Consider the following 20,569-nt stretch of genomic DNA (forward strand, 5'->3'; position numbering starts at 1 on the left):
GAAGATCTTCGAATCGCATCCGGTAAGTCCCCTGCGAGGGGTAATCGTCAATCTCATTAACAATGGCCGGAAGCGGACAGCGACCCTGATCCGCGGATGTCTCTCCGGGCGGGGTCCGGCCTGAAGTGGGCGCCCCGGCCGCCTACGCCGCCTGTGCCGCGTCCGGGGTCCGGTGGTGCCGGGTCGATGTTCTGCCAGCGTACCCGCAGGGTGCGGGAGGTCCAGGTGCCGGAGATCGGGTGGCGATGGCCGCGAGGCGTGAACGGCGATGAAAGCGGCTTTTCCGCGCGCCCGCTCCAGGGATACGGTCGGGTGGCGCGGCATGGGAGCGCTCCCATGCCTTCTCCCGGTAAACCCGTCATGGAGCCGTCAATGCGACCTCGACGCGTGCTCTCCTCTCTGCTCGCCTTGCTGCTCGGCGTCTGCGGACTCGGCCTCGTCGCTGGCGCGGGCACCGCGTACGCCGCGGTCGGCTGCGGTGTCGACTACGCGAAGAACGACTGGGGCGCGGGCTTCAGCGTCACCATCACCATCCACAACCTCGGCGACGCGCTGAGCGGGTGGACGCTGACCTACGCGTACGCCGGTGACCAGAAGCTCTCCCAGGGCTGGAACGGCACCTGGTCCCAGAGCGGCAAGAACGTCACGGTCACCAACGCGAGCTGGAACGGCGCGCTGGCGACCGGCGCCACCGCCCAGATCGGCGCGAACTTCACCTACAGCGGCGCGAACACCGACCCCGCGTCCTTCGCGATCAACGGGACGACGTGCACGGGCTCCGGCGGCGGCGGCGGGGGAGGCGGCGGTGGTGGAGGCGGGGGCGGGGCGACCGGCCCGGCGCCCGCCCTGCACGTGTCCGGCAACAAACTCGTCAACGCGAGCGGCGCCACCGTACGGCTCCGTGGCGCGAACCGCTCCGGCGGCGAGTTCATGTGCGTCCAGGGCCGTGGCATCTGGGACGGGCCGGTCGACGACGCCTCGATCGACGCCATGGCCGCCTGGAAGATCACGGCGGTTCGCATCCCGCTCAACGAGGAGTGCTGGCTCGGCCTGAGCAACATCGACACCCGGTACGGCGGCACGGCGTACCAGAACGAGGTGAAGGCGTTCGTGTCGCGGCTCGAGAAGCACGGCATCACGCCGATCGTCGAGATGCACTGGAACTACGGCACCTACACCGGCCCGTCGTCAGGGTGCTCGGACGTCCACGCCACCTGCCAGAAGCCGATGCCGGACGCGCAGTACGCCCCGTCGTTCTGGAGCGGTGTGGGAGGCGCCTTCAAGGGCGACGACGCCGTGGTGTTCGACCTGTTCAACGAGCCGTACCCGGAGCGCGCCACCGGCAGCGAGACCTCCGGTTGGACCTGCTGGCGGGACGGCGGGACCTGCTCGGGGATCCCCTACCAGGTGGCCGGCTTCCAGAGCCTCGTGAACGCCGTCCGCGGGGCCGGCGCGACGAACGTCATCCTCGTCGGCGGGCTGGCGTACTCCAACGACCTGACGCAGTGGCTCCAGTACCGGCCGACCGATCCGAAGAACAACCTCGCGGCGTTCGCGCACGTCTACAACTTCAACACCTGCGCGAACACGTCCTGCTACGACAGCCAGTTGGCGCCCGTCGCCGCCAAGGTCCCGCTGACGCTGAGCGAGATCGGCGAGAACGACTGCGGCCACGGTTTCGTCGACACCCTGATGAACTGGGCGGACGCGCACGCCGTCGGCTACCTCGGGTGGACCTGGAACACCTGGGACTGCAGCAGCGGCCCCTCACTCATCAGCTCCTTTGACGGCACCGCCACCGCGTACGGCGCCGGACTCCGGGACCACCTGCGGTCCACCTCTTGAGAGGACCCGCGCGGGCCGGTGACGGTCAGGAGGGACCGGCCCGCGCGCCCCGGAGGAATGTCATGGGACGGACTTCACGAGGGCTGGACCGGTCCGCGTCGCGGAACCGCGGCCGGTCCGCCTCGGAGGAGTTCCATCCGCTGTCGGCCGCGCGCGCCCTTGAGATGGAGTTCCCGGGATCAGGCGCCGAGCGTGGCGGTGATGGTCTCGGAGATCGGCGTGGTCGGGCGGCCGATGAGCGCCTTCAGGTCGCCCGGAGTGTCGGCCAGGGCGCCCGCCACGATGCCGCGGTCGATGTCGACGAGCAGGTCGGCGACCGCGTCGGGCAGGCCCGCGCCGACCAGCGCGGCACGGTGCTCCTCGGAGGAGAGGTTCCGGTAGGCGACCTGCTTCCCCGAGATCCGGGAGATCTCGCCGGCGAGATCGTCGAGGGTCCAGGAGACGTCGCCGGCCAGCTCGTACACCCGGTTGTCGTGGCCGGTCCCGGAGAGCACGGCCACCGCGGCGGCGGCGTAGTCCGCGCGGGTGGCGCTGCCGATCCGCCCCTCGCCGGCGCTGCCGATGACGGCGCCGGTCTCGACGGCCTGGGCGATCGTCGGCACGTACATCTCGCTGTACCAGTTGTTGCGCAGGAGCGTGTACGTCAGCCCCGTCTCGCGGATGATCTCCTCGGTCGCCTTGTGCTCGGCGGCGAGGCCGAGGACGGACGTGTCCGCGTGCGGCGCGCTCGTGTAGACGATGTGCCCGATGCCCGCGCCCTGGGCGGCCTGCACGGCGGCGGCGTGCTGCGGGACGCGGCGGCCGGGCTCGCTGCCGGAGATCAGCAGGAGCCGGGTGCCTCCCTCGAAGGCCGGCCGCAGAGTCTCGGGACGGTCGTAGTCGGCCTCCCGGACGTGCACGCCGCGCGCCGCGAGGCCGGCGGCCTTCTCCGGGCTGCGCACGGCGGCCACGACCTGGTCCGCGGGCACCTTCTCCAGCAGGCCGTCGATCACCAACTGGCCGAGCTGTCCGGTGGCACCGGTAACGATGATCATACGAATCTTCTGCTTCCCTGATCGGGTGGACGTTGGCGCCCAGGTCAAAGTACGCGCTGTACGATAGTGCTAACTTTTTGAAAGTGCAATCCGGCAAGACAGCACCATCGATTCACTCAGTGCGGTCGAGAAGTATGCTGTGCGCCATGGGCAGCCACGCGACCGATACCCCGCCGACCGACGGTGACACCGGCGGGCCGGGATCCGACGGCTTCGCCGGGGTCCTCTTCGACGTGTTCGCGGGCCGGTGCACCTCCCGGGAGGCGCTGGGGCACATCACAGGGCGGTGGGGGATCCTCGCGCTGGGCGCCCTCAGCGAGGGGACGTACCGCTTCAACGCGCTGCGCCGCCGCGTGGACGGAGTGAGCGAGAAGATGCTCGCGCAGACTCTCCAGGCGCTCGAACGCGACGGCTTCGTCCTCCGCAAGGCGGAGCCCACCATCCCGCCCAGGGTCGAGTACAGCCTCACCCCGCTCGGCCGCGAGGCCGCCGAGCGCTTGCTGAACGTCATCGAGTGGCTCGAGGGCAACATGCCCGAGGTCATGGCCGCCCGGGCCCGCTACGACCAGGCCAAGTCCGCCCGGTGACGGTCCCTCGCCGTGGTCATGGCGGCTCGGACACCTGGGCGCGTCTTTTCCGTTATCGCGGAGTCTGATCCACGTCTCCCATACAGAGCGAGCCTTCGTGGAGAGGAGCGGGATGGATGGGGACGTACGGCCGGGCCCCGAGACGGTCGTGGCGGCGCGGGACGGTGACCAGGCTGCGCTGGACTGGCTGATCGCCGGTTACCTGCCGCTGGTCTACAACATCGTCGGGCGCGCGCTGGACGGGCACGCGGACGTGGACGACGTCGTCCAGGAGACGATGTTGCGCGTCGTCCACGGCCTGGAAGGGCTCCGCGATCCGGACGGCTTCCGCTCCTGGCTCGTCGCGATCGCGATGCGTCAGGTCCGCGACCACTGGCGCCGGGGCCGGACCGCGCCCGCCGGCGGCCTGGACGGAATGGACGACGTCGCCGACCCGGGCGCCGACTTCGCGGACCTGACCATCCTGCGGCTCGGCCTGTCGGGGCAGCGCCGGGAGGTCGCCGAGGCCACCCGCTGGCTCGGCCCGGAAGACCGGGAACTCCTGTCGCTGTGGTGGCTCGAAGCCGCCGGCGAGCTCACGAGGGCTGAGCTCGCCGCGGCGCTCGACCTGCCGCCCGCGCACGCCGCCGTCCGCGTACAGCGGATGAAGGCGCAGCTGGAGACGGCCCGCGCCGTCGTGCGCGCGCTCCACGCGACGCCGCGCTGCCCCGGCCTGGCCGAGCTCACCGCGAGCTGGGACGGCGTGCCGGACCCGGTCTGGCGCAAGCGGCTGGCCCGGCACGCCCGCGACTGCACCGCCTGCGGCGCGGGCTGGTCGGGGCTGGTCCCGGCGGAGCGGCTGCTGACCGGCCTGGCCCTCGTGCCCCTGCCGGCCGGTTCGCCCTGTACGGGGCGGCGTCCCCCGGCGGCCACGCCGCACCGACCGGAGGCCATGCCGGGTCTGGTGGAGGCCATGCCGGGTCGAGCGGAGCCCAGGCCGGGTCCGGAGGCCATGCCGGAGCGAGCGGAGGACACGCGGCGGGCGGGTCGGCGTCGGGTTCGACGTCGGCGGGCGGACAGGGCGGCGCCGGCGTTCACGGTGCCGTGGTCCGGGCCGGGCGGCTCGGCCGAGCGGTGGGTCACCTCACCGCCAAACAGGTCGCCGTGGCGGCGGGGGCGGCGGTGGTCGCCGGGGGGACCGCCATTACCGCGGCCGCCTACACCGGGAACGCCCCCACCGAGCGCCCGCCGACGGCCGAGCGCCCGCTCACGGCCGGACCGCAGCCGATTCCGTCCGCCGTGCGCAGCACACCCGCGCACACGCGGAGCGCGCGGCCCACACGGCGGCGCGCGAAGCCCCGGCCGGTGTACGGCAGCGACGTCGACACGGTGGACCGCGCCCCGGCGAAGAACGCGTCCCCAGGCCGGCTACCGGTCCGTGCCGAAGGGCGGCCGCTGGTCTTCTCCGGCAAGTGGGAGCAGCCCTTCCGCGGCTCGCTGGGCGGCCGGTACCTCATGTTCTACCGCGACGACCATCTGACGATCCGGGGACGCGGATACTTCCAGGTCCGCTGGGAGATCGCCTATTTCAACCGGCCGGGCGGGCTCGTCATGCCCACCTGGACCGGCCTCAAGGGGAAGATCTTCCACGTCGCGTCGGGAGGCGGCCGCCGCATGGACGACGCTGTGCCCGGCGCCACGGACCGGCCCCATACCTGGATGGGCCGCCCGGACAAGGGCTACATCACCCTGCCGCCGGGCGCCCAGCAGATGTGGCAGAACGAGTTCTATTACATCGACGGCGAGGTCACCCTCCGCCAGCATGAGCGCGGGGCGGACTACAACCTGGGGATCACCCCCGTGAGCAGGGCGGACGTGGCGGCCGACATCGGCAACGCGCCCGACCCGGCGCACGGCGTCGTACGCCGCGGGCTCGTCCGCGACACCGGCCGCGACGACGCGCCGGTTCCGCAGTACGCCACCCGCGAGGACGTCGTCGGCCCCGACGTGCCACAGCGCTCCCGGCTGACCTGAGCCGCCCGGCGGGGAGACTCTTTGGCTGCGGTCCATCGGCCCGGGGCGGCGAGGACGGGCGCGCCGCCCGGCCGCGGTCTGCGGGGGAGCGCGGCCGGGCGGCGCGGGGTGCGGCCGGTGAGGTCAGGCACCGGGTCTGCCTCACCGGCCGGTCTGCCGGCCCGGTCAGTGGGCGAGGGCCCACCGTACGAGCTCGGTCGAGACGATCTCGGGCTTGCCGGTGTTCTGGGTCGCCGCCGCCGTCAGTACGTCGAGGTGGTGGTAGCCCGGCGCGGTGATCGGCGGAGGATCGATCTCGCCGTTGGACAGGGAGATGCCCGACCCGCCGAGCAGCGTGATGACCGGCCGGGCGGCGATGCCGTCCTTGTGGACGGCGTACTCGCTGATCTCGGGGGAGTCGGACTGGTAGAGGTCGGTGGAGAGCTTGGTCGGGAAGTATCCCTCGGTGAAGTCCAGCGGCGCCTCGGCGAGGCTGCGGGCCAGCTCCCCGATGTCGGTCACCTCCTTGTCCGGGCCGGTGAACGGCGTGCCGTCGGAGGAACGGTAGACCGGGTCGTCGGGCGCGCCGACGCGGTCGTAGTTCCGCCAGGTGTAGAGCGGGCCGGTGCCCGGGATCAGACCGGTGTTCGCCGGGACCGCCTTGCGGTCGGTGCCGACGAGGTTCTTAAGGCCGGACAGCTCGGGGATGCCGATCAGCTGGTTCGGCAGTGGGAAGTTCTTGTCCGCGATCGACCCTCCATCGAAGAAACCGACGCTGGTCTGCAGGAACGCCAGCGGCTGGGAGTTGTTGTCCAGCAGGGCGCCGAGCGCGGCCTCGTTCGTCAGCCGGAAGTCGCGGGCGCTCGGCGAGCCGGAGACGAAGTTCGCCAGGTCCCGCGAGAACAGGAACCGCAGCGTCACGTCGATGTTCGTGTTGGACGGGATGGAGCGGACCAGGTCGGATTCGCCGTGCGGATTCAGCCGGGCGGCCAGGCCCGCGATGCCGAGGAGGTTCATGGTCTCGGGGTTGATGACGACGGGAAGCTGCAGGACGGGCGCCAACTGCCCGGTGTCGAGCGCGGTCTGGGTCTGCGCCGGAGTCTGCCCGGCGGGTGGGATCGCGTTGGCGGGCATGATCTTCGACATGCCGGGTGCGCCCGCCGCGATGGTCGAGTCGAGCGCGAAGTAGCCGGCGCACTGGTCGTACCCGGCGTCGTCGGTGGTCGCCGGGTCGCCGTCGAAGTCCCACTCGGCGAAGAAGCCGGTGAGAAAGCCGCCGAGGGAATGCCCGCCGCAGAACGTCCTCGTCCGGCGGAAGGCCGGGTCGGGCAGTTCGTTGACCATGAGGTCGTACTGGTCGCGTTCGGTCTGGGCCAGGCCGACGTGGGCCAGCCAGGCGACGTCGTCGCCGCTGCGGTACCCGGCGAAGGTCCGGCCGTCGACCTTCTTGTCGCGATAGTAGTAGTCGATCGCGGTGTGGACGTCGCCGGTGGCGAGCCCGGCCTGGACGCCGGTGTGGTCCTCCAGGCAGTTGGACCTGCGGTCGAGCGCCCAGAACTCGATGTGTTTCCCAGCGGCCGCCGCGGCGGCGACCGTGTTGCGGGCGACGCTGTCGAACGCCCCGGCCCCCTCGAAGATGCCGGGCTGGGCGATGAGGACGCGGTCCGCCTTCGAGCGGTCGGCGGGCCCGGACCGGTCGCGCCAGCGCAGGTAGGAGATCCAGTCGCAGGCGGCCGGGTGGGCGCCGACCGAGGCGGGCAGCGGGATGCGGACCGACACGGCCGACTCGGTCACGGACGTGATGGGGGAGGTGGAGGAGACGGGCGTCTCGACCCGCTCCGCCGTCGCGGCCCCGGCGTGCGGCCCTGAGATCACCGGGGGGATCACCAGCGCTGTCAGCGCGATTAACAGGGAGGCGCGCATCGCGTACTTCCTTCCAGCGGGGACAGCTTTACCATGCGGTCAAGCTGAGGAACCGACACGGTAAAGCAGACCGCCGTTAGGGTAAAGCGCCGTGGAGGAGAAAGAATCCGGCCGCGTGCGCCGTACGGAACGAAGCCCCGCCGCCCGGGGTCGGTCGGTCGGGAGAAACAGGCCCACTGACGGCCGCCTCCTCGACGCCGCCCGCGACGTGTTCGCCGAGCGAGGGTTCCAGCGGGCCACGATGAAGGCGATCGCCGACCGCGCGGACTCCACCAAACCCACCCTCTACGCCCACTTCGGCGACAAGGACGCGCTGTACCGCGCCACCGTCGAGCGGGAGGCCGACACCCTCCGGACGTGGGTCACCACCGCCTACGAGTCGGCGACCGCCCTGCCCGTCGAGCAGCAGGTGAACGTCTACGTCATGGCGCTGTTCAACTACGCCACCGCCCACCCGGCCGGCTTCCGGATGCTCTTCGACTCCCATCTCTCCGGCGACGCCACCGTCATCCGCGCCGGCCTGGTCGAGACCATCACGCAGCGCGTCGCCGACCAGATCCGCCGCTACCTCGACCGCCACGATCGGCCCGGCGTCAGCGCCGACCTGCTCGCCGCCATGATGGTCGGGCTCGTGGGCAGAGCCGCCGAGCAAACCCTCCACGACGACCACCTCGACCCGCTCACCGCCGGAGAACTCGCCACCCGCTTCATCCTCGCCGCACTGCGCGGCCTCGACCCCGATCTTCTCGACGCCATCGACGACCGCAGGCCCTAACCTGAGCGGATGACGCCGCCTCAGGAGCTCGCCGATCTGCCGTACGCCGAGGCCCTCTCCGCCTACGACGGGTCCTGGCACGAGGACGAGTACGACACCGTCCACGTCGACGGCCTGACGGTGCCGGAGGCCGACGTCTCCGGCGCCCGCTTCATCGAGTGCGCGGTCACCCGGACGACCTTCGAAGGCGGCCGGTTCCGGCGGGCGCGGCTGATCGATACGTGGTTCCAGGAGACCCGGATCGTCGGCGCCGACTTCGCCGAGAGCAGCTGGCAGGACGTGACGTTCCTCGGCGGTGTGCTCGCAGGGCCCGCGCTGTTCGGCGCCGAGCTGTCGCGCGTCGTGTTCCAGGGCTGCAAGCTCGACTCGCTCAACTTCCGCGACGCCCGGCTGACCGACGTGCGGTTCGACGACTGTCTCCTGCGCGACGTCGACTTCGGCGGCGCCACGCTCCGCCGCGTCACCTTCCCCGGCTCGCGGCTCTCCGGAGTGGACTTCTCACGCGTCACGCTGGAGAAGGTCGACCTGCGCGGCGCCGAGCTCGGCCTGTCCGGTGGAGCGGAGTGCCTGCGCGGCGCCACGATCAGCGCCACGCAGCTCATCGACCTCGCGCCCGCTCTCGCCGAGTCGCTCGGCATCACCGTCAAGTAGTCCGCAACCGAGAGCGCGGCATCACGGTGAGCCTCAGCCGTCGCCCGCGTCCGGCCGGGTGATCGAGGGCACGATCCGGTAGTCGCGCTGGAAGACGAGGTTGTGCAGGTCGGCGGCTGCGATCGCGCGCAGTGTGGGCACCTCGGCGGCGGCCTGACCGTCGTCGAAGACGTTGAGGGGCCACTCGCCCACGGTCGCGCCGCGCAGGTGCGGATGGTGGAAGCTCCGTTCGAAGTGGGCCTCCAGGGTGATCGGCGAGACGCCCGCCGCGCGCTGCTCCGGCCAGGACAGCGTCCAGGAGGCGGTCAGGCCGCCGTCCTCCGTCCGCGTCAGCCCGCTCTCGTCGACCTCGCCCGTGCCCCGCAGCAGGTCCCGGTCGACCTCCTCCAGGACCCGCCGGGCGTACGGGCGGAGCAGCACGACCGTGTCGGCGAACCGTTCCTCCTTCTCCTCCCGCGCCACCACGCCGCCGTGGGTGCCGTCCCGCAGGTCCTCGAAGTGCCGCCGCAGCGCCGGCAGCGTCGTGTTGTCCCCGTGCGCGGTCGATGGCTCGCTCATTCCCCCATTCTGCGCCGGGGGGCGGGTCGGCGCGCGCGCGACCAGAGGGCCGTCCAGCCGCCCGCGCCGAGCCAGGAGGTGGGCACGCGCAGGCCGTGTCCGGCGATCCGGTCCCAGAACGCCTCAGTGTCGGCGCCCAGCTCGCGGGCGACGGGCAGGGCATGCTGCCACGGGCCGTTCTCGTCGAGATGGCCGGGCACGGTGACGGTCCGCGGCGGCGCGACGGAGGTGAGCGCGATCGCCGGCGCACGGCAGGTGATCGTGACCGTGAGGGCGCAGAGCAGCGGCTCGGCCGCCCGGCGGGACACGGCGCGGGCGATCAACGCGTCGTCCCGGCTCGCCAGGAGCCCGATCGCCCGCCGCGTACGGCGGGCCATCAGGTCGAGCGTGTGGGCGTCGGCGATCGCCGGCCGCTTGGCCAATCTGTGCAGCGCCTTCGGGAAGGGCGGGTCACCGAGCAACGGCGCGAGCCGATCGGCGTGCTGCCGCAAGGCCGGATCCGGGGACTCGACCGCGGTTCTCAGCGGGCGAACCCCGGTGGCGGTCCACAGGCGATCGAGGTCGACGGCACCGTCGTCCAGCGCGCGCCGGCAGGCGTCGGCCAGTTGATCCGGGCCCATGCGCCGCAGCTGGACGAGGGCGGCGTCCGGCGTGGTCCGCGCGAGGGCGGCGAACACCCCGATCACCTCCGCGTCGACCCCGTCGTGCCAGGCCCGTTCGGCGAGCGTCTCGAGGACCGGTCCGACCTCCTCGACCAGGCGGGGCCGGGGGCGCCGCCGACCGGCCGGCTCGGGCGGGCTCTCGTCCTGCGGTTCCTCGGCCGCCGCAGGGGTCACGCCGGGGAGCGTGGCGACCCAGTCGCGGAACCGCCGTTCCAGGGGCCAATCCGGAGTCGCGTTGAACCTCGCCGCGATCTCCGTGACCTGCCATCCTCGTACGGCGGGCCGGCGTGGGCTCAGCTCGGCGTTGAGGAGCAGGATCCCGTCCTTGTCGTACAGACCCGCGAGGACGCACCGGCCGGCCTGCGCGTTGTCGCGGTAGTACGGCCCGGCGATGCAGTTCCCCATCCGATCTCTAGCGAGGGGACGCCCCGCTTCAGCGGGGTGGGGAATCGCTTCTATCAACTGCTCCGGCCTCGGCTTGTTGGGCTGATTAACAAGAATCCAGAACTGATAGTCATATCGTATGTGTATGGTGGTCACGTGACTGTGACCAGGAAGATTCGCCGGTTCTGCGATGGTGTGTACGACCTCGGGCTGCACGTGGTGTGGTGCCTGAAGTGCCGCCGTCCGGTCCTCGGTGGGCGGGTCGCGGTCCGGCTGCGTGAGCTGATCGAGGCCAAGGCCGACGAGCGCGGGTGGAAGACCATCGCCCTTGAGGTGATGCCCGACCAGGCGCACCTGTTCGTCGAGCATGACCGGAAGTCGTAGGCGTCTTATGTGGCCAACCAGTTCAAGGGCTTTATCTCCGGAGTCCTGCGAGTGGAGTTCTGGCACCCCTGGAGTCGAAACTGCCGACATTCGTCGTCCTTGGCCGCCTCGGTCAGCGCGGACACGGTGCGTAAGTACATCGAGACCCAACGGGAGCGCCGATGGAAGAAGGGGAGCGAGTGTGATACGTGCCTACAAGTTCCTTCTCCGACCCACCGCTAAGCAGGAAATCTCGCTGCGGGCGATGCTGGCCGACCACTGCTCCTTGTATAACGGTGCGTTGCAGGAGCGCCGTGACGCCTATCGTCATCCGTCGAAGACGAGTATCACGTACGGGCAGCAGTCCGCGCAGCTCAAGGAGATCCGGGCGTTCGACCCGGAGAGGCAAGGCCGCTGGTCCTTCTCCTCTCAGCAGGCGACCTTGCGCCGTCTGGACAAGGCGTTTCAGGCGTTCTTTCGCCGGGTGGAGGCGGGGAAGAAGCCCGGCTATCCCCGCTTCAGGGGCGTGAACTGGTTCGACACCGTGGACTTCCCCAAGGACGGTGATGGCTGCCGCTGGGATTCCACCCCGCACAACCCCGTCACTCGTGTCCGCTTCCAAGGTGTCGGGCACGTTCGGGTGCACCAGCACCGGCCGGTGAAGGGCCGTGTCAAGACCGTGTCCGTCAAGCGCGAGGGCAAGCAGTGGTATGTGATCCTCGCCTGTGATGAGGTACCGGCCGAGCCGCTGCCCGCGACCGGGGTCGTGACCGGTATCGACATGGGCATAGCTCACTTCCTCACCACCAGCGAGGGCGAGCACCAGCCCAATCCCCGGCACGGCAAGCGCAACGCCGACGCCCTGGCCGACGCTCAGCGCGCCCTCAAGGAGTTCCCCCGGTGCAAGCGGGAGGACCGCAGCGCGAAGCACCGCCGGGCTGTGGAGAAGGTCGCCGCGCTGCACCGTGCGGTGCGTCGTCAGCGCACCGACCACGCACACAAAACCGCGCTCGCTTTGGTCCGCGCCTATGACGTGATCGCCCACGAGCGGTTGAGCATCACGAACATGGTCCGTGTGCCCAAGCCGAAGCCCGACCCCGGCAACGCGGGGGCGTTCCTCCCGAACGGCGCTGCCGCCAAGGCCGGGCTGAACAAGAGCATCCATGATGCGGGTTGGGGGGTGTTCCTGGGCATCCTCGCGCACAAGGCTGAAAGCGCCGGTCGCGTGCTGATCCCGGTGGCCCCCCGCAACACCTCCCGCACCTGCCCCGCCTGCGGGCACGTGTCCGGGGAGAACCGCACCACCCAAGAGAAGTTCGAGTGCACCCGGTGCGGACACACCGCCAACGCCGATCGGGTCGGCGCACTCAACGTCGCCATCAGGGCCGGGCTGGTCCTTCCCGAAGTGGCCTGAGCCACCGACAGGAGAAGCCCCCGGATTCATGCGGGGGAGGAGTCACGTAGTCCGACCACTCGGCCGGCCGGCCAGCCAGCGTGGCCAAAGCGTCGATCAGCTCGGTGCACCACATCAGGTCGCCGACCACCTCCACGTTGGCGGGGCCCGTCACACCAGTCCGGCGTGGTGCTCGAGCACGCGTGCCCACAGGTCCAGGATCAGCGCCGGCCTGCGCGGCCGGGCCACCGGCTCGAGGATCTGCCGGAGGTACTGCGCGAGCGCCGAGGGCGGGCCCGCCGGGGTGAGGTCGACTCTCTCTCTGGGGCCTGCAGCGCGAGGACCTGTTCCACCTGCTCCGGGCCGAGGACGTCGCTGGCGGCCGACGCCAGGTGCACGGCGGCCCACCGGACACCCGGCCAACGCGGTTTCGGATCAGGTCCGCGCCACGGGCTCGTCGGGCAGGACCGTCCGGAGCGTGAGCGAGACCCGGCGGGACCGAGGGATCCGGCCGTGCGGGCCCGGGTCGCTCTTGCGCGCCGCGATCGCGTGCCGCCATGCGTACCGGGCCGGCCCGGTCATGACGCACAGGCTTCCCGGCTCCAGCCGTACGGGGATCCGCGTCTCCGCGTCGGGGTCGGTGAACTCCATCGTGACGGCCGACAGCAGGCTGACCGAGACGACGACCGGGCCGAAACACGGCACACAGTCGACGTGGGCGCTGATGCCCTGCCCCGGCAGGTACTCATTGACGATCATCTGGTCGGCCGGCGTCTCCATGTGACCCTCCCCGTGGAGACGCGCGACCAGGGGCAGGGCCCACTCCGGGATCGGCGGCGCGGGTGCCGCCCCGCCGTCGGAGGAGACACCTCGGCGGCCGTAGTCGTAGCGATGGCCGTAGTGCTGGACGCGGCGCCGTAGCTCGCCGGACCACGCGGCCGCGTCGATCCGGGCGGCCAGGCGACCCTGCTCGACCGCGTCCAGCCAGTCGGGAACGTACCGGAGGCCGGGGACGGAGATCATTTCGCCAATCTATTCGATTCCGTCACTCCTCGCCGGGTTCGCGCCGAAGTCAGGCGAGGGCGGCGTCGACGACGGCGCGGGCCTCCTGCTGGACGCGGGTCAGGTGGTCCGGTCCCTTGAAGGACTCGGCGTAGATCTTGTAGACGTCCTCGGTGCCGGACGGGCGGGCGGCGAACCAGGCGTTCTCGGTGCAGACCTTCACGCCGCCGAGCGGGGCGCCGTTGCCGGGGGCGTCGGTGAGCACCGTGGTGATCGGCTCGCCGGCGAGGGTGTCGGCGGTGATCTGCTCGGCGGACAGCTTCTTGAGGACCGCCTTCTCCTCCCGGGACGCGGGCGCGTCGACGCGCGCGTAGGCGGGGTCGCCGTACCGCGCGACGAGTTCGGCGTAGTTCTCGCTGGGGGAGCGGCCGGTGACGGCGGTGATCTCCGACGCCAGCAGGGCCAGGATGATGCCGTCCTTGTCGGTCGTCCACACCGAGCCGTCACGCCGCAGGAACGAGGCGCCCGCGCTCTCCTCGCCGCCGAAGCCGAGCGAGCCGTCCAGCAGGCCGGGGACGAACCACTTGAACCCGACCGGGACCTCGACCAGGCGACGGCCCAGCCCGGCCGCCACCCTGTCGATCATGCTGCTGCTGACGAGGGTCTTGCCGACCCCCGCGTCTCCCGGCCACTCCGGCCGGTTGGCGTACAGGTAGGAGATCGCCACCGCGAGGAAGTGGTTGGGGTTCATCAGCCCGTGGTCCGGCGTGACGATGCCGTGCCGGTCGGCGTCTGCGTCGTTGCCCGTCGAGACCGCGAACTCGTCCTTGCGGGCGATGAGCGAGGCCATCGCGTACGGCGACGAGCAGTCCATCCGGATCTTGCCGTCCCAGTCCAGCGTCATGAACCGCCAGGTCGGGTCGGTGTGCGGGTTGACGACGGTCAGGTCGAGCCGATGACGGTCGGCGATCTCGCCCCAGTACGCCACGCTCGCCCCGCCGAGCGGGTCCGCGCCGATCCGGACCCCGGCCCCCCGGACCGCGTCGAGGTCGAGAACAGAGGGCAGGTCGTCGACGTACGCGCCGAGGAAGTCGTACCGGCCGGTGGTGTCCGCGGCCAGCGCCCGGGTGTACGGGATGCGCCGGACCTCCTTGAGGTCGGCGGCGATCAGGGCGTTCGCCCGGTCCTGGATCCAGGAGGTCGCGTCGGTGTCGGCCGGGCCGCCGCTGGGCGGGTTGTACTTGAAACCGCCGTCCGCCGGAGGGTTGTGCGAGGGCGTCACGACGACGCCGTCCGCGAGACCGGTCGTCCGGCCCCGGTTGTAGGTCAGGATGGCGTGCGAGACCGCGGGCGTCGGCGTGTAGCCGTCCCGGCTGTCGATCAGCACGCGTACGTCGTTGGCGGCGAACACCTCCAGCGCCGACACGCGCGCGGGCTCCGACAGGGCGTGCGTGTCGATCCCCAGGAACAGCGGCCCGTCGACCCCCTGACGCGTCCGGTATTCGCAGATCGCCTGGCTGGTGGCGAGGATGTGCGCCTCGTTGAAGGCGGTGTTCAAGGCTGATCCGCGGTGCCCCGACGTGCCGAACGCCACGCGTTGCTCCACCCGGGAGGGGTCGGGCCGCAAGGTGTAGTACGCCGTCACCAGGCGCGCGACGTCCACCAGGTCTTCCGGCTGCGCGGGCCGCCCCGCACGCTCATGCACCATCGGATACTCCTTGGCCCGCGGGCCGTCGACGACTCCTACGACGCCAGTCTGTCCCAGTGCCGGTGTCGTAATCGAGGCGGCCTGGCGATGACCGGCGGGAACAATCGCCGAGGAGGAGTGGTTGAAGCTTCAACCAACTCAGGAAGGGCGTCATGAACCTGCGACCCACGGTCGACATCCGCCGAGCCGACGAGCGCATGGCCACCAAGATCTCGTGGCTCGATTCGAAGCACTCCTTTTCTTTCGGCCACCACCACGACCCGGCCAACACCCACCACGGGCTCCTGCTCGTCAACAACGACGACGTGGTCAAGCCCGGCACAGGCTTCGAGACGCACCCGCACCGGGACATGGAGATCGTCACGTGGGTGCTCCGCGGCTCGCTGGTCCACCAGGACTCCGAGGGCCACAACGGCGTCATCTACCCGGGCCTGGCGCAGCGCATGAGCGCCGGCACCGGGATCCTGCACTCGGAGAAGAACGACCACCGCGGGCCGGTGGGCGGCGACGAGCCGACCGAGCCCGTGCACTTCGTCCAGATGTGGGTGGTGCCCGACGAGGCCGGGATCCGCCCCGGCTACGAGCAGCTGGAGATCGACGACGAGCTGCTGCGGGGCGGCCTCGTGCCTGTGGCCTCCGGGATGGAGCGCCACGAGGGCGAGACGGCCATCCGCATCAAGAACAGGTACGCGGCCCTGCACGTCGCGCGGCTGCGGGCCGGGGACGGTGTGGAGCTGCCGGACGCCCCGTTCCTGCACCTGTTCGTGCCGCGCGGCAACGTCACCCTCGAAGGCGCGGGCGCGCTGAACGAGGGCGACGCGGTGCGGTTCACCGCGACGGGCGGTCAGCGGGTGACGGCCGCCGAACCGGCGGAGATCCTCGTCTGGGAGATGCACGCCACGGTCGCCGCGTGACCGCGGCCTGCGGGCGCCGCCCGCAGGCCACCAGTGCCGCGTGACGCGGACCGGCGGGCGGTGCCGTAAGGCGCCGCCCGCCTTCGTCTGCCGGATCGCTTGTCCGCAACCGGACATCACGCCGCCATTGACGCGACCGCACCGAGTGAGGATTCTCAAGCAGCCATATCCCGAAGATCGTTCGATATTTCGAACGCATGACCCGGAAGGCCGCTGCCTGTGGTCGGAGCCGCGAGGAGCCGGATGTCCAGGAAGCCCTCTGCCAGGGCGGCGCTCAGGCTGCTGATCGCCCTCGTCACCTGCGCCGCCACGGCCGGCGGACCGCTCACCGCGGCGTCGGCCCGGCCTCGTGTCACGCCGCCGGGGCCCGCGGCGGCGAGCGCGACCGGCGGCGACAGGAGTCTGGACTTCGACGCCGGATGGCGGTTCGCCCTGGTCAACCCCGAGGGCATCACCGACCCGACCGGCGCGTACGCCCACGCCGCCGACCCCGCGTACGACGACTCCTCGTGGCGTCGCGTCGATCTCCCCCATGACTGGAGCATCGAACGTGACCCGACACCGACCGGCGGCACCGACGCCGGCACCGGGTTCCTGCAGGGCGGCCTCGGCTGGTACCGCAAGACGTTCACCCTGCCGCCGTCGATGGCCGGCAAGCGGATCTCCGTCGACTTCGACGGCGTCTACATGGACTCCACCGTCTATCTGAACGGCCGGCAGGTCGCGAACCACCACTACGGCTACACCGGGTTCGCCGCGGACCTGACCGGTTCGGTGCACACGGACGGCAGAACTCCGAACGTCGTCGCGGTGAAGGTCCAGAACCAGCTGCCGAGCAGCCGGTGGTACTCCGGCAGCGGGATCTACCGGGACGTCCACCTCACCGTGACCGACCCGGTGCACGTCGGGCGGCACGGCGTCTTCGTCACCACGCCGGACGTGGAGCACACCATCGGGTCCGGGTACGCGAACGTGCACGTCCGGACCGACGTCGCCGCCGAGGGCGGGGGCACCGCCCGGGTCGCGGTCGTCTCCCGTGTCCAGGACGCCCGGGGCCGTACGGTGGCACGGGCGACCTCGGACCTCACCGTGGGAGACCGGCCGGAGACCGCCACCACGGACCTCCGGGTCGAGCACCCCACCCTCTGGTCGACCGACCGCCCCTACCTGTACTCCCTGCGCACCGACCTGGTCGTCGCCGGCCGTACGGTCGACACCACGACGACCCGTTTCGGGATCCGGTGGTTCCGCTTCGACCCGGACCAGGGCTTCTCGCTCAACGGCCGGTACACCAAGCTGAAGGGCGTCGACCTGCACCACGACGGCGGGGCGCTCGGCGCCGCCGTCACGAAGGACGCGCTGTACCGCCAGATGAGGCTCATGAAGAGCATGGGCGTCAACGCGTTCCGCACCTCGCACAACCCGCCGTCGCCGGAGATGGTGCGGGTCTGCGAGGAACTCGGGATCGTGATGATGGTCGAGGCGTTCGACACCTGGCACACGCCCAAGGTCAAGTACGACTACGGGCGCTTCTTCGACGCCGACAGCGACGCGGACATCACGGAGATGGTGAACGCCGCCAAGAACTCCCCGGCGGTGGTCCTGTGGTCGATCGGCAACGAGATCCCCGACTCGACGTCGGCGGCCGGCGTGCCCATCGCCAAGCGGCTGATCGCGGACATCCGGTCGATCGACACCAGCCGCCCGATCGTCATGGGCTCCGACAAGTACCGCAAGGTGCCGGCCTCCGGGTCCCCGCAGGACCAGATCCTCGGGCTGCTGGACGGACTCGGGCTGAACTACAACACGGCCGGGTCGGTGGACGCGCTGCACGCGCGGTACCCCGGGAAGTTCTTCTTCGAGTCCGAGTCGTCGTCGGAGACCTCGACGCGCGGCGTCTACCAGGACCCCGACCAGCTCAACACCGGCGAGAACTACACACCGGGCCGGCGCGGCGCCTCGTCGTACGACAACAACCTCGCGTCCTGGACGATGAGCGGCGAGTACGGGCTGAAGAAGGACCGTGACCGGCGCTTCTTCGCCGGTGAGTTCCTGTGGTCCGGCATGGACTACATCGGCGAGCCCACGCCGTACAACGTGTTCCCGGTCAAGTCCTCCTTCTTCGGGGCCGTCGACACGGCGGGCTTCCCGAAGGACATGTACTACCTGTTCAAGAGCCAGTGGAGCGACGCGCCGATGGTGCACCTGCTGCCGATGAACTGGACCGACCACAAGCCGGGTGAGCGGGTGCAGGTGTGGGCCTACTCCAACGCCGACACGGTCGAGCTGTTCCTGAACGGCAGGTCGCTGGGCGCGCGGAGCTTCGACCGCAAGACGACGGCGGACGGCAGGGCGTACCTCGAGACGACCGAGGCCACCCACGACGACAAGAACGTCACCTCCGGGCCGTACCCGGGCAGCTACACCAGCCCCACCGGAAGCGCGGGCAAACTCCATCTGACCTGGGACGTTCCCTTCGCGCCCGGACGGCTGACCGCCGTGGCACGGAGCGGCGGCAGGGTCGTGGCCACCGACGAGCTGAGGACGGCCGGGGCGCCGTACACGGTCCGTCTCTCTCCGGACCGCAAGGACCTCGCGGCCGACGGCCGGTCCCTGTCGTACGTCACCGCCGAGGTGGTGGACGCGCGGGGCGTCGTCGTCCCGGGCGCCGAGAACGCGATCCACTTCGCCGTCACCGGAGGGAGCCTGGCGGGCCTGGACAACGGGCGTCAGGAGAGCGCGGAGAACTACAAGGCCCCGACCAGGCGGGCGTGGGCCGGAAAGGCGCTGGCGATCGTACGGGCGGGCGACCAAGCCGGGCGGGTGACGCTCACCGCGACGTCGCCTGGACTGCGTCCGGCGTCGGTGACGATCCAGGCACGTTCCGCCGCGAAGGCCGCCCAGGTCACGGCCGTGCCTGAGGCGGTCACCGCCCCGCCGGAGCGCCCGGCCGCCGGCGGCCCCACGAGCGTGGCGGCGCCGGGGAGCACGACGGCCCCACGGAACCTGACCGCCCCCGAGCTGAGCCCCAGCGCGGACGCGAGCTACTCGGGTGCCCCCGACACGGTCCCCGCCGCGATGCTGGACGGCGTCACGACGTCCGGCGGCTGGTCGAACTACTACGACAAAGCGGCGACGGCCCTGCTGCCGCCGGTCAGCAGGGCACGCCCCGCCGACTGGATCTCGGTGTCCTGGCCGCGGTCCCACCGGTTCGGGACGATCAAGGCGTACTTCACCACCGGCTCCGGGCGCGCCCGGCCCGCCGCGATCGGCGTCACCTACCGGCAGGGCGGGCGGGACGTCCCGGTACGCAACCTGAAGATCGACTGGGCGGACGGGTCGAACCAGCCGACCACGATCACCTTCGACCCGGTGACCGCGCCGAGCGTTCGGCTCGACCTGACGAGCCCGGCGCCCGGCACCACCACGGGTTTCCTCCAGGTGGCGGAGCTCCAGGTCATCGGCGCGGCGGACGGCCCGTGACCGCCGGGCGGTCCACGGCGGGCGGCGACGTGGTGCGGTTCACCGCGACGGGCGGTCAGCGGGTGCATGCCGCGTGACCGCGGCCCGCGGGCGGCCGGGGTGCCGCCCGCAGGCATCGGGGTCAGAGTCGGCGCCCGCCGCCGACCATGGCGAGAGTACGGGCGAGGGAGTCCGCACTCCGGGCCAGCAGCGGCCCGGCGACCGCGAGGATCAGCACGTACGCCGCCGCGAGCGGCCCGAGGCGCGGATTCGTCCCCGCACCGACGGCCAGGCCCGCGACGACGATGCTGAACTCCCCGCGAGGGATCAGCGCCGTTCCGGCGCGCAGTCGGCCGGCCGGGCCCACTCCCGCCCGCCGGGCCGCCACCCACCCGGTCGCGAGCTTGGTGGCCACGCCGGCGACCGCCAGCGCGGCGGCGATGCCGGCGACCGGCGGCAGGTCCGCCGGATCGGTGTGCAGGCCGAAGAACACGAAGAACACCGCCGCGAACAGGTCCCGGAGCGGACTGAGCAACTGCCGGGCGTCATGAGCGAGCGGCCCGGACAGCGCGATGCCGACGAGGAACGCGCCCACGGCGGCCGACACCTGCAGTTGCTGAGCGAGCCCGGCGACCAGGACGGTCAGCCCGAGCACCTTCAGCAGGAGGACCTCCTGGCTGGGGCTCGCGACGAAACGCTGCACGATCTCGCCGTGCCGCAGCGCGACGAACAGGATCGCGCTGATCGTCACCGCGGCGGCCAGCAGGGCGAGCCCGCCGCCGAGCAGCCCCGCCCCCGCGAGCAGCGCCGTGAGGATCGGCAGGTACGCGGCCATCGCCAGGTCCTCGAAGACCAGCACCGACAGCACGCTGGGAGTCTCACGGTTCCCCAGCCGGCCCAGGTCGCCCATCACCTTCGCGGTGATCCCGGAGGACGTGACGTAGGTGATGCCGCCCAGCGCCACCGCCGCCACCGGACCCCAGCCCAGCAGGAGGGCGGCCGCGAAACCGGGAGTGGCGTTCAGCACCAGGTCGGACAGTCCGACGGGGGCGGAGGTCCGCAGGGTGGTCACCAGTTCGTCGGCGGTGTACTCCAGGCCGAGGGTGAACAGCAGGAGGATCACGCCGACCTCGGCGCCGACCGAGACGAACTCCTCGCTGGTCGTCAACGGGAGCACGCCACCGGATCCGAACGCGAGGCCGGCCAGCAGGTACAACGGGATCGGCGAGATGGAGAACCGGACCGCGACCGCGCCGAGCAGCCCGAGGCCCAGGATGATGGCGCCCAGTTCGATCAGTTGGGTGGTCGAGTGCATG

General features: G+C 71.3%; 17 protein-coding genes. 10 read left to right on the plus strand and 7 right to left on the minus strand.

Annotated elements, in window-relative coordinates; translation table 11 throughout:
* Positions 1–372: 372 nt before the first annotated feature.
* Positions 373–1,845 carry a cellulose binding domain-containing protein gene (locus tag ACYVF7_RS19650; protein ID WP_460342331.1) on the plus strand — a complete coding sequence of 491 codons (1,473 nt, stop codon included), beginning with the start codon at positions 373–375 and terminating at the stop codon, positions 1,843–1,845.
* 179 nt (positions 1,846–2,024) lie between these two features.
* Here the strand turns inward: ACYVF7_RS19650 and ACYVF7_RS19655 are convergent, their stop codons facing one another.
* Positions 2,025–2,879, minus strand: a complete 855-nt coding sequence (locus ACYVF7_RS19655) for an SDR family oxidoreductase (protein WP_460342334.1) — start codon at positions 2,877–2,879, stop codon at positions 2,025–2,027.
* Between the two features lie 146 nt (positions 2,880–3,025).
* Here ACYVF7_RS19655 and ACYVF7_RS19660 point away from each other — a divergent pair, with 146 nt between their 5' ends.
* The 3 genes from ACYVF7_RS19660 (at position 3,026) to ACYVF7_RS19670 (ending at position 5,479) form a co-directional block, all read left to right on the plus strand.
* The gene (locus tag ACYVF7_RS19660) at positions 3,026–3,466 is read left to right on the plus strand and encodes a winged helix-turn-helix transcriptional regulator (RefSeq protein WP_460342336.1); all 441 of its coding nucleotides are present in this window, start codon (positions 3,026–3,028) and stop codon (positions 3,464–3,466) included.
* Between the two features lie 112 nt (positions 3,467–3,578).
* Complete coding sequence (locus tag ACYVF7_RS19665) at positions 3,579–4,985, plus strand: RNA polymerase sigma factor (RefSeq protein ID WP_460342339.1); 1,407 nt, start codon at positions 3,579–3,581, stop codon at positions 4,983–4,985.
* Positions 4,961–5,479, plus strand: coding sequence for a hypothetical protein (locus ACYVF7_RS19670; protein WP_460342342.1), 519 nt, complete (start codon positions 4,961–4,963; stop codon positions 5,477–5,479). Before ACYVF7_RS19665 ends, ACYVF7_RS19670 begins: the two co-directional genes overlap by 25 nt.
* Positions 5,480–5,644: 165 nt before the next feature.
* On the opposite strand, the gene ACYVF7_RS19675 is transcribed toward ACYVF7_RS19670, so the two are convergent.
* On the minus strand, positions 5,645–7,381 hold the full coding sequence (locus tag ACYVF7_RS19675; protein WP_460342345.1) for a hypothetical protein: 1,737 nt from the start codon (positions 7,379–7,381) through the stop codon (positions 5,645–5,647).
* A 91-nt stretch (positions 7,382–7,472) separates the two neighbouring features.
* Here ACYVF7_RS19675 and ACYVF7_RS19680 point away from each other — a divergent pair, with 91 nt between their 5' ends.
* Both ACYVF7_RS19680 and ACYVF7_RS19685 read left to right on the plus strand, forming a co-directional pair.
* Positions 7,473–8,156 (plus strand): TetR/AcrR family transcriptional regulator, encoded by a 684-nt coding sequence (locus tag ACYVF7_RS19680; protein WP_460342348.1) that lies wholly within the window; start codon positions 7,473–7,475, stop codon positions 8,154–8,156.
* Positions 8,157–8,165: 9 nt separating this feature from the next.
* Complete coding sequence (locus tag ACYVF7_RS19685; RefSeq protein WP_460342351.1) at positions 8,166–8,807, plus strand: pentapeptide repeat-containing protein; 642 nt, start codon at positions 8,166–8,168, stop codon at positions 8,805–8,807.
* A gap of 33 nt (positions 8,808–8,840) precedes the next feature.
* Here ACYVF7_RS19685 and ACYVF7_RS19690 read toward each other — a convergent pair whose 3' ends face one another.
* Both ACYVF7_RS19690 and ACYVF7_RS19695 read right to left on the minus strand, forming a co-directional pair.
* Positions 8,841–9,365 (minus strand): hypothetical protein, encoded by a 525-nt coding sequence (locus tag ACYVF7_RS19690; protein ID WP_460342354.1) that lies wholly within the window; start codon positions 9,363–9,365, stop codon positions 8,841–8,843.
* On the minus strand, positions 9,362–10,432 hold the full coding sequence (locus tag ACYVF7_RS19695; RefSeq protein WP_460342357.1) for a hypothetical protein: 1,071 nt from the start codon (positions 10,430–10,432) through the stop codon (positions 9,362–9,364). Before ACYVF7_RS19695 ends, ACYVF7_RS19690 begins: the two co-directional genes overlap by 4 nt.
* 135 nt (positions 10,433–10,567) lie before the next feature.
* On the opposite strand from ACYVF7_RS19695, the gene ACYVF7_RS19700 reads away from it, so the two are divergent.
* Positions 10,568–10,795 carry an IS200/IS605 family transposase gene (locus ACYVF7_RS19700; RefSeq protein ID WP_460342359.1) on the plus strand — a complete coding sequence of 76 codons (228 nt, stop codon included), beginning with the start codon at positions 10,568–10,570 and terminating at the stop codon, positions 10,793–10,795.
* A gap of 181 nt (positions 10,796–10,976) precedes the next feature.
* Positions 10,977–12,188: an RNA-guided endonuclease InsQ/TnpB family protein gene (locus tag ACYVF7_RS19705; RefSeq protein ID WP_460342361.1), complete on the plus strand. Its 1,212-nt coding sequence runs from the start codon at positions 10,977–10,979 to the stop codon at positions 12,186–12,188.
* A gap of 414 nt (positions 12,189–12,602) precedes the next feature.
* Here the strand turns inward: ACYVF7_RS19705 and ACYVF7_RS19710 are convergent, their stop codons facing one another.
* Both ACYVF7_RS19710 and pgm read right to left on the minus strand, forming a co-directional pair.
* Positions 12,603–13,190, minus strand: coding sequence for an alpha-ketoglutarate-dependent dioxygenase AlkB (locus ACYVF7_RS19710; RefSeq protein ID WP_460342364.1), 588 nt, complete (start codon positions 13,188–13,190; stop codon positions 12,603–12,605).
* Positions 13,191–13,239: 49 nt separating this feature from the next.
* On the minus strand, positions 13,240–14,877 hold the full coding sequence (gene pgm / locus ACYVF7_RS19715) for a phosphoglucomutase (alpha-D-glucose-1,6-bisphosphate-dependent) (RefSeq protein ID WP_460342367.1): 1,638 nt from the start codon (positions 14,875–14,877) through the stop codon (positions 13,240–13,242).
* A 152-nt stretch (positions 14,878–15,029) separates the two neighbouring features.
* Here pgm and ACYVF7_RS19720 point away from each other — a divergent pair, with 152 nt between their 5' ends.
* Both ACYVF7_RS19720 and ACYVF7_RS19725 read left to right on the plus strand, forming a co-directional pair.
* Positions 15,030–15,791, plus strand: coding sequence for a pirin family protein (locus ACYVF7_RS19720; RefSeq protein ID WP_460342370.1), 762 nt, complete (start codon positions 15,030–15,032; stop codon positions 15,789–15,791).
* A 243-nt stretch (positions 15,792–16,034) separates the two neighbouring features.
* A complete protein-coding gene (locus ACYVF7_RS19725) occupies positions 16,035–19,274 on the plus strand; it encodes a glycoside hydrolase family 2 TIM barrel-domain containing protein (RefSeq protein WP_460342372.1) in 3,240 nt (1,079 codons plus the stop codon).
* A 121-nt stretch (positions 19,275–19,395) separates the two neighbouring features.
* Here ACYVF7_RS19725 and ACYVF7_RS19730 read toward each other — a convergent pair whose 3' ends face one another.
* Positions 19,396–20,568 carry a cation:proton antiporter gene (locus ACYVF7_RS19730; protein WP_460342374.1) on the minus strand — a complete coding sequence of 391 codons (1,173 nt, stop codon included), beginning with the start codon at positions 20,566–20,568 and terminating at the stop codon, positions 19,396–19,398.
* Position 20,569: the final 1 nt, after the last annotated feature.

This window comes from Actinoallomurus acanthiterrae (assembly GCF_054775715.1).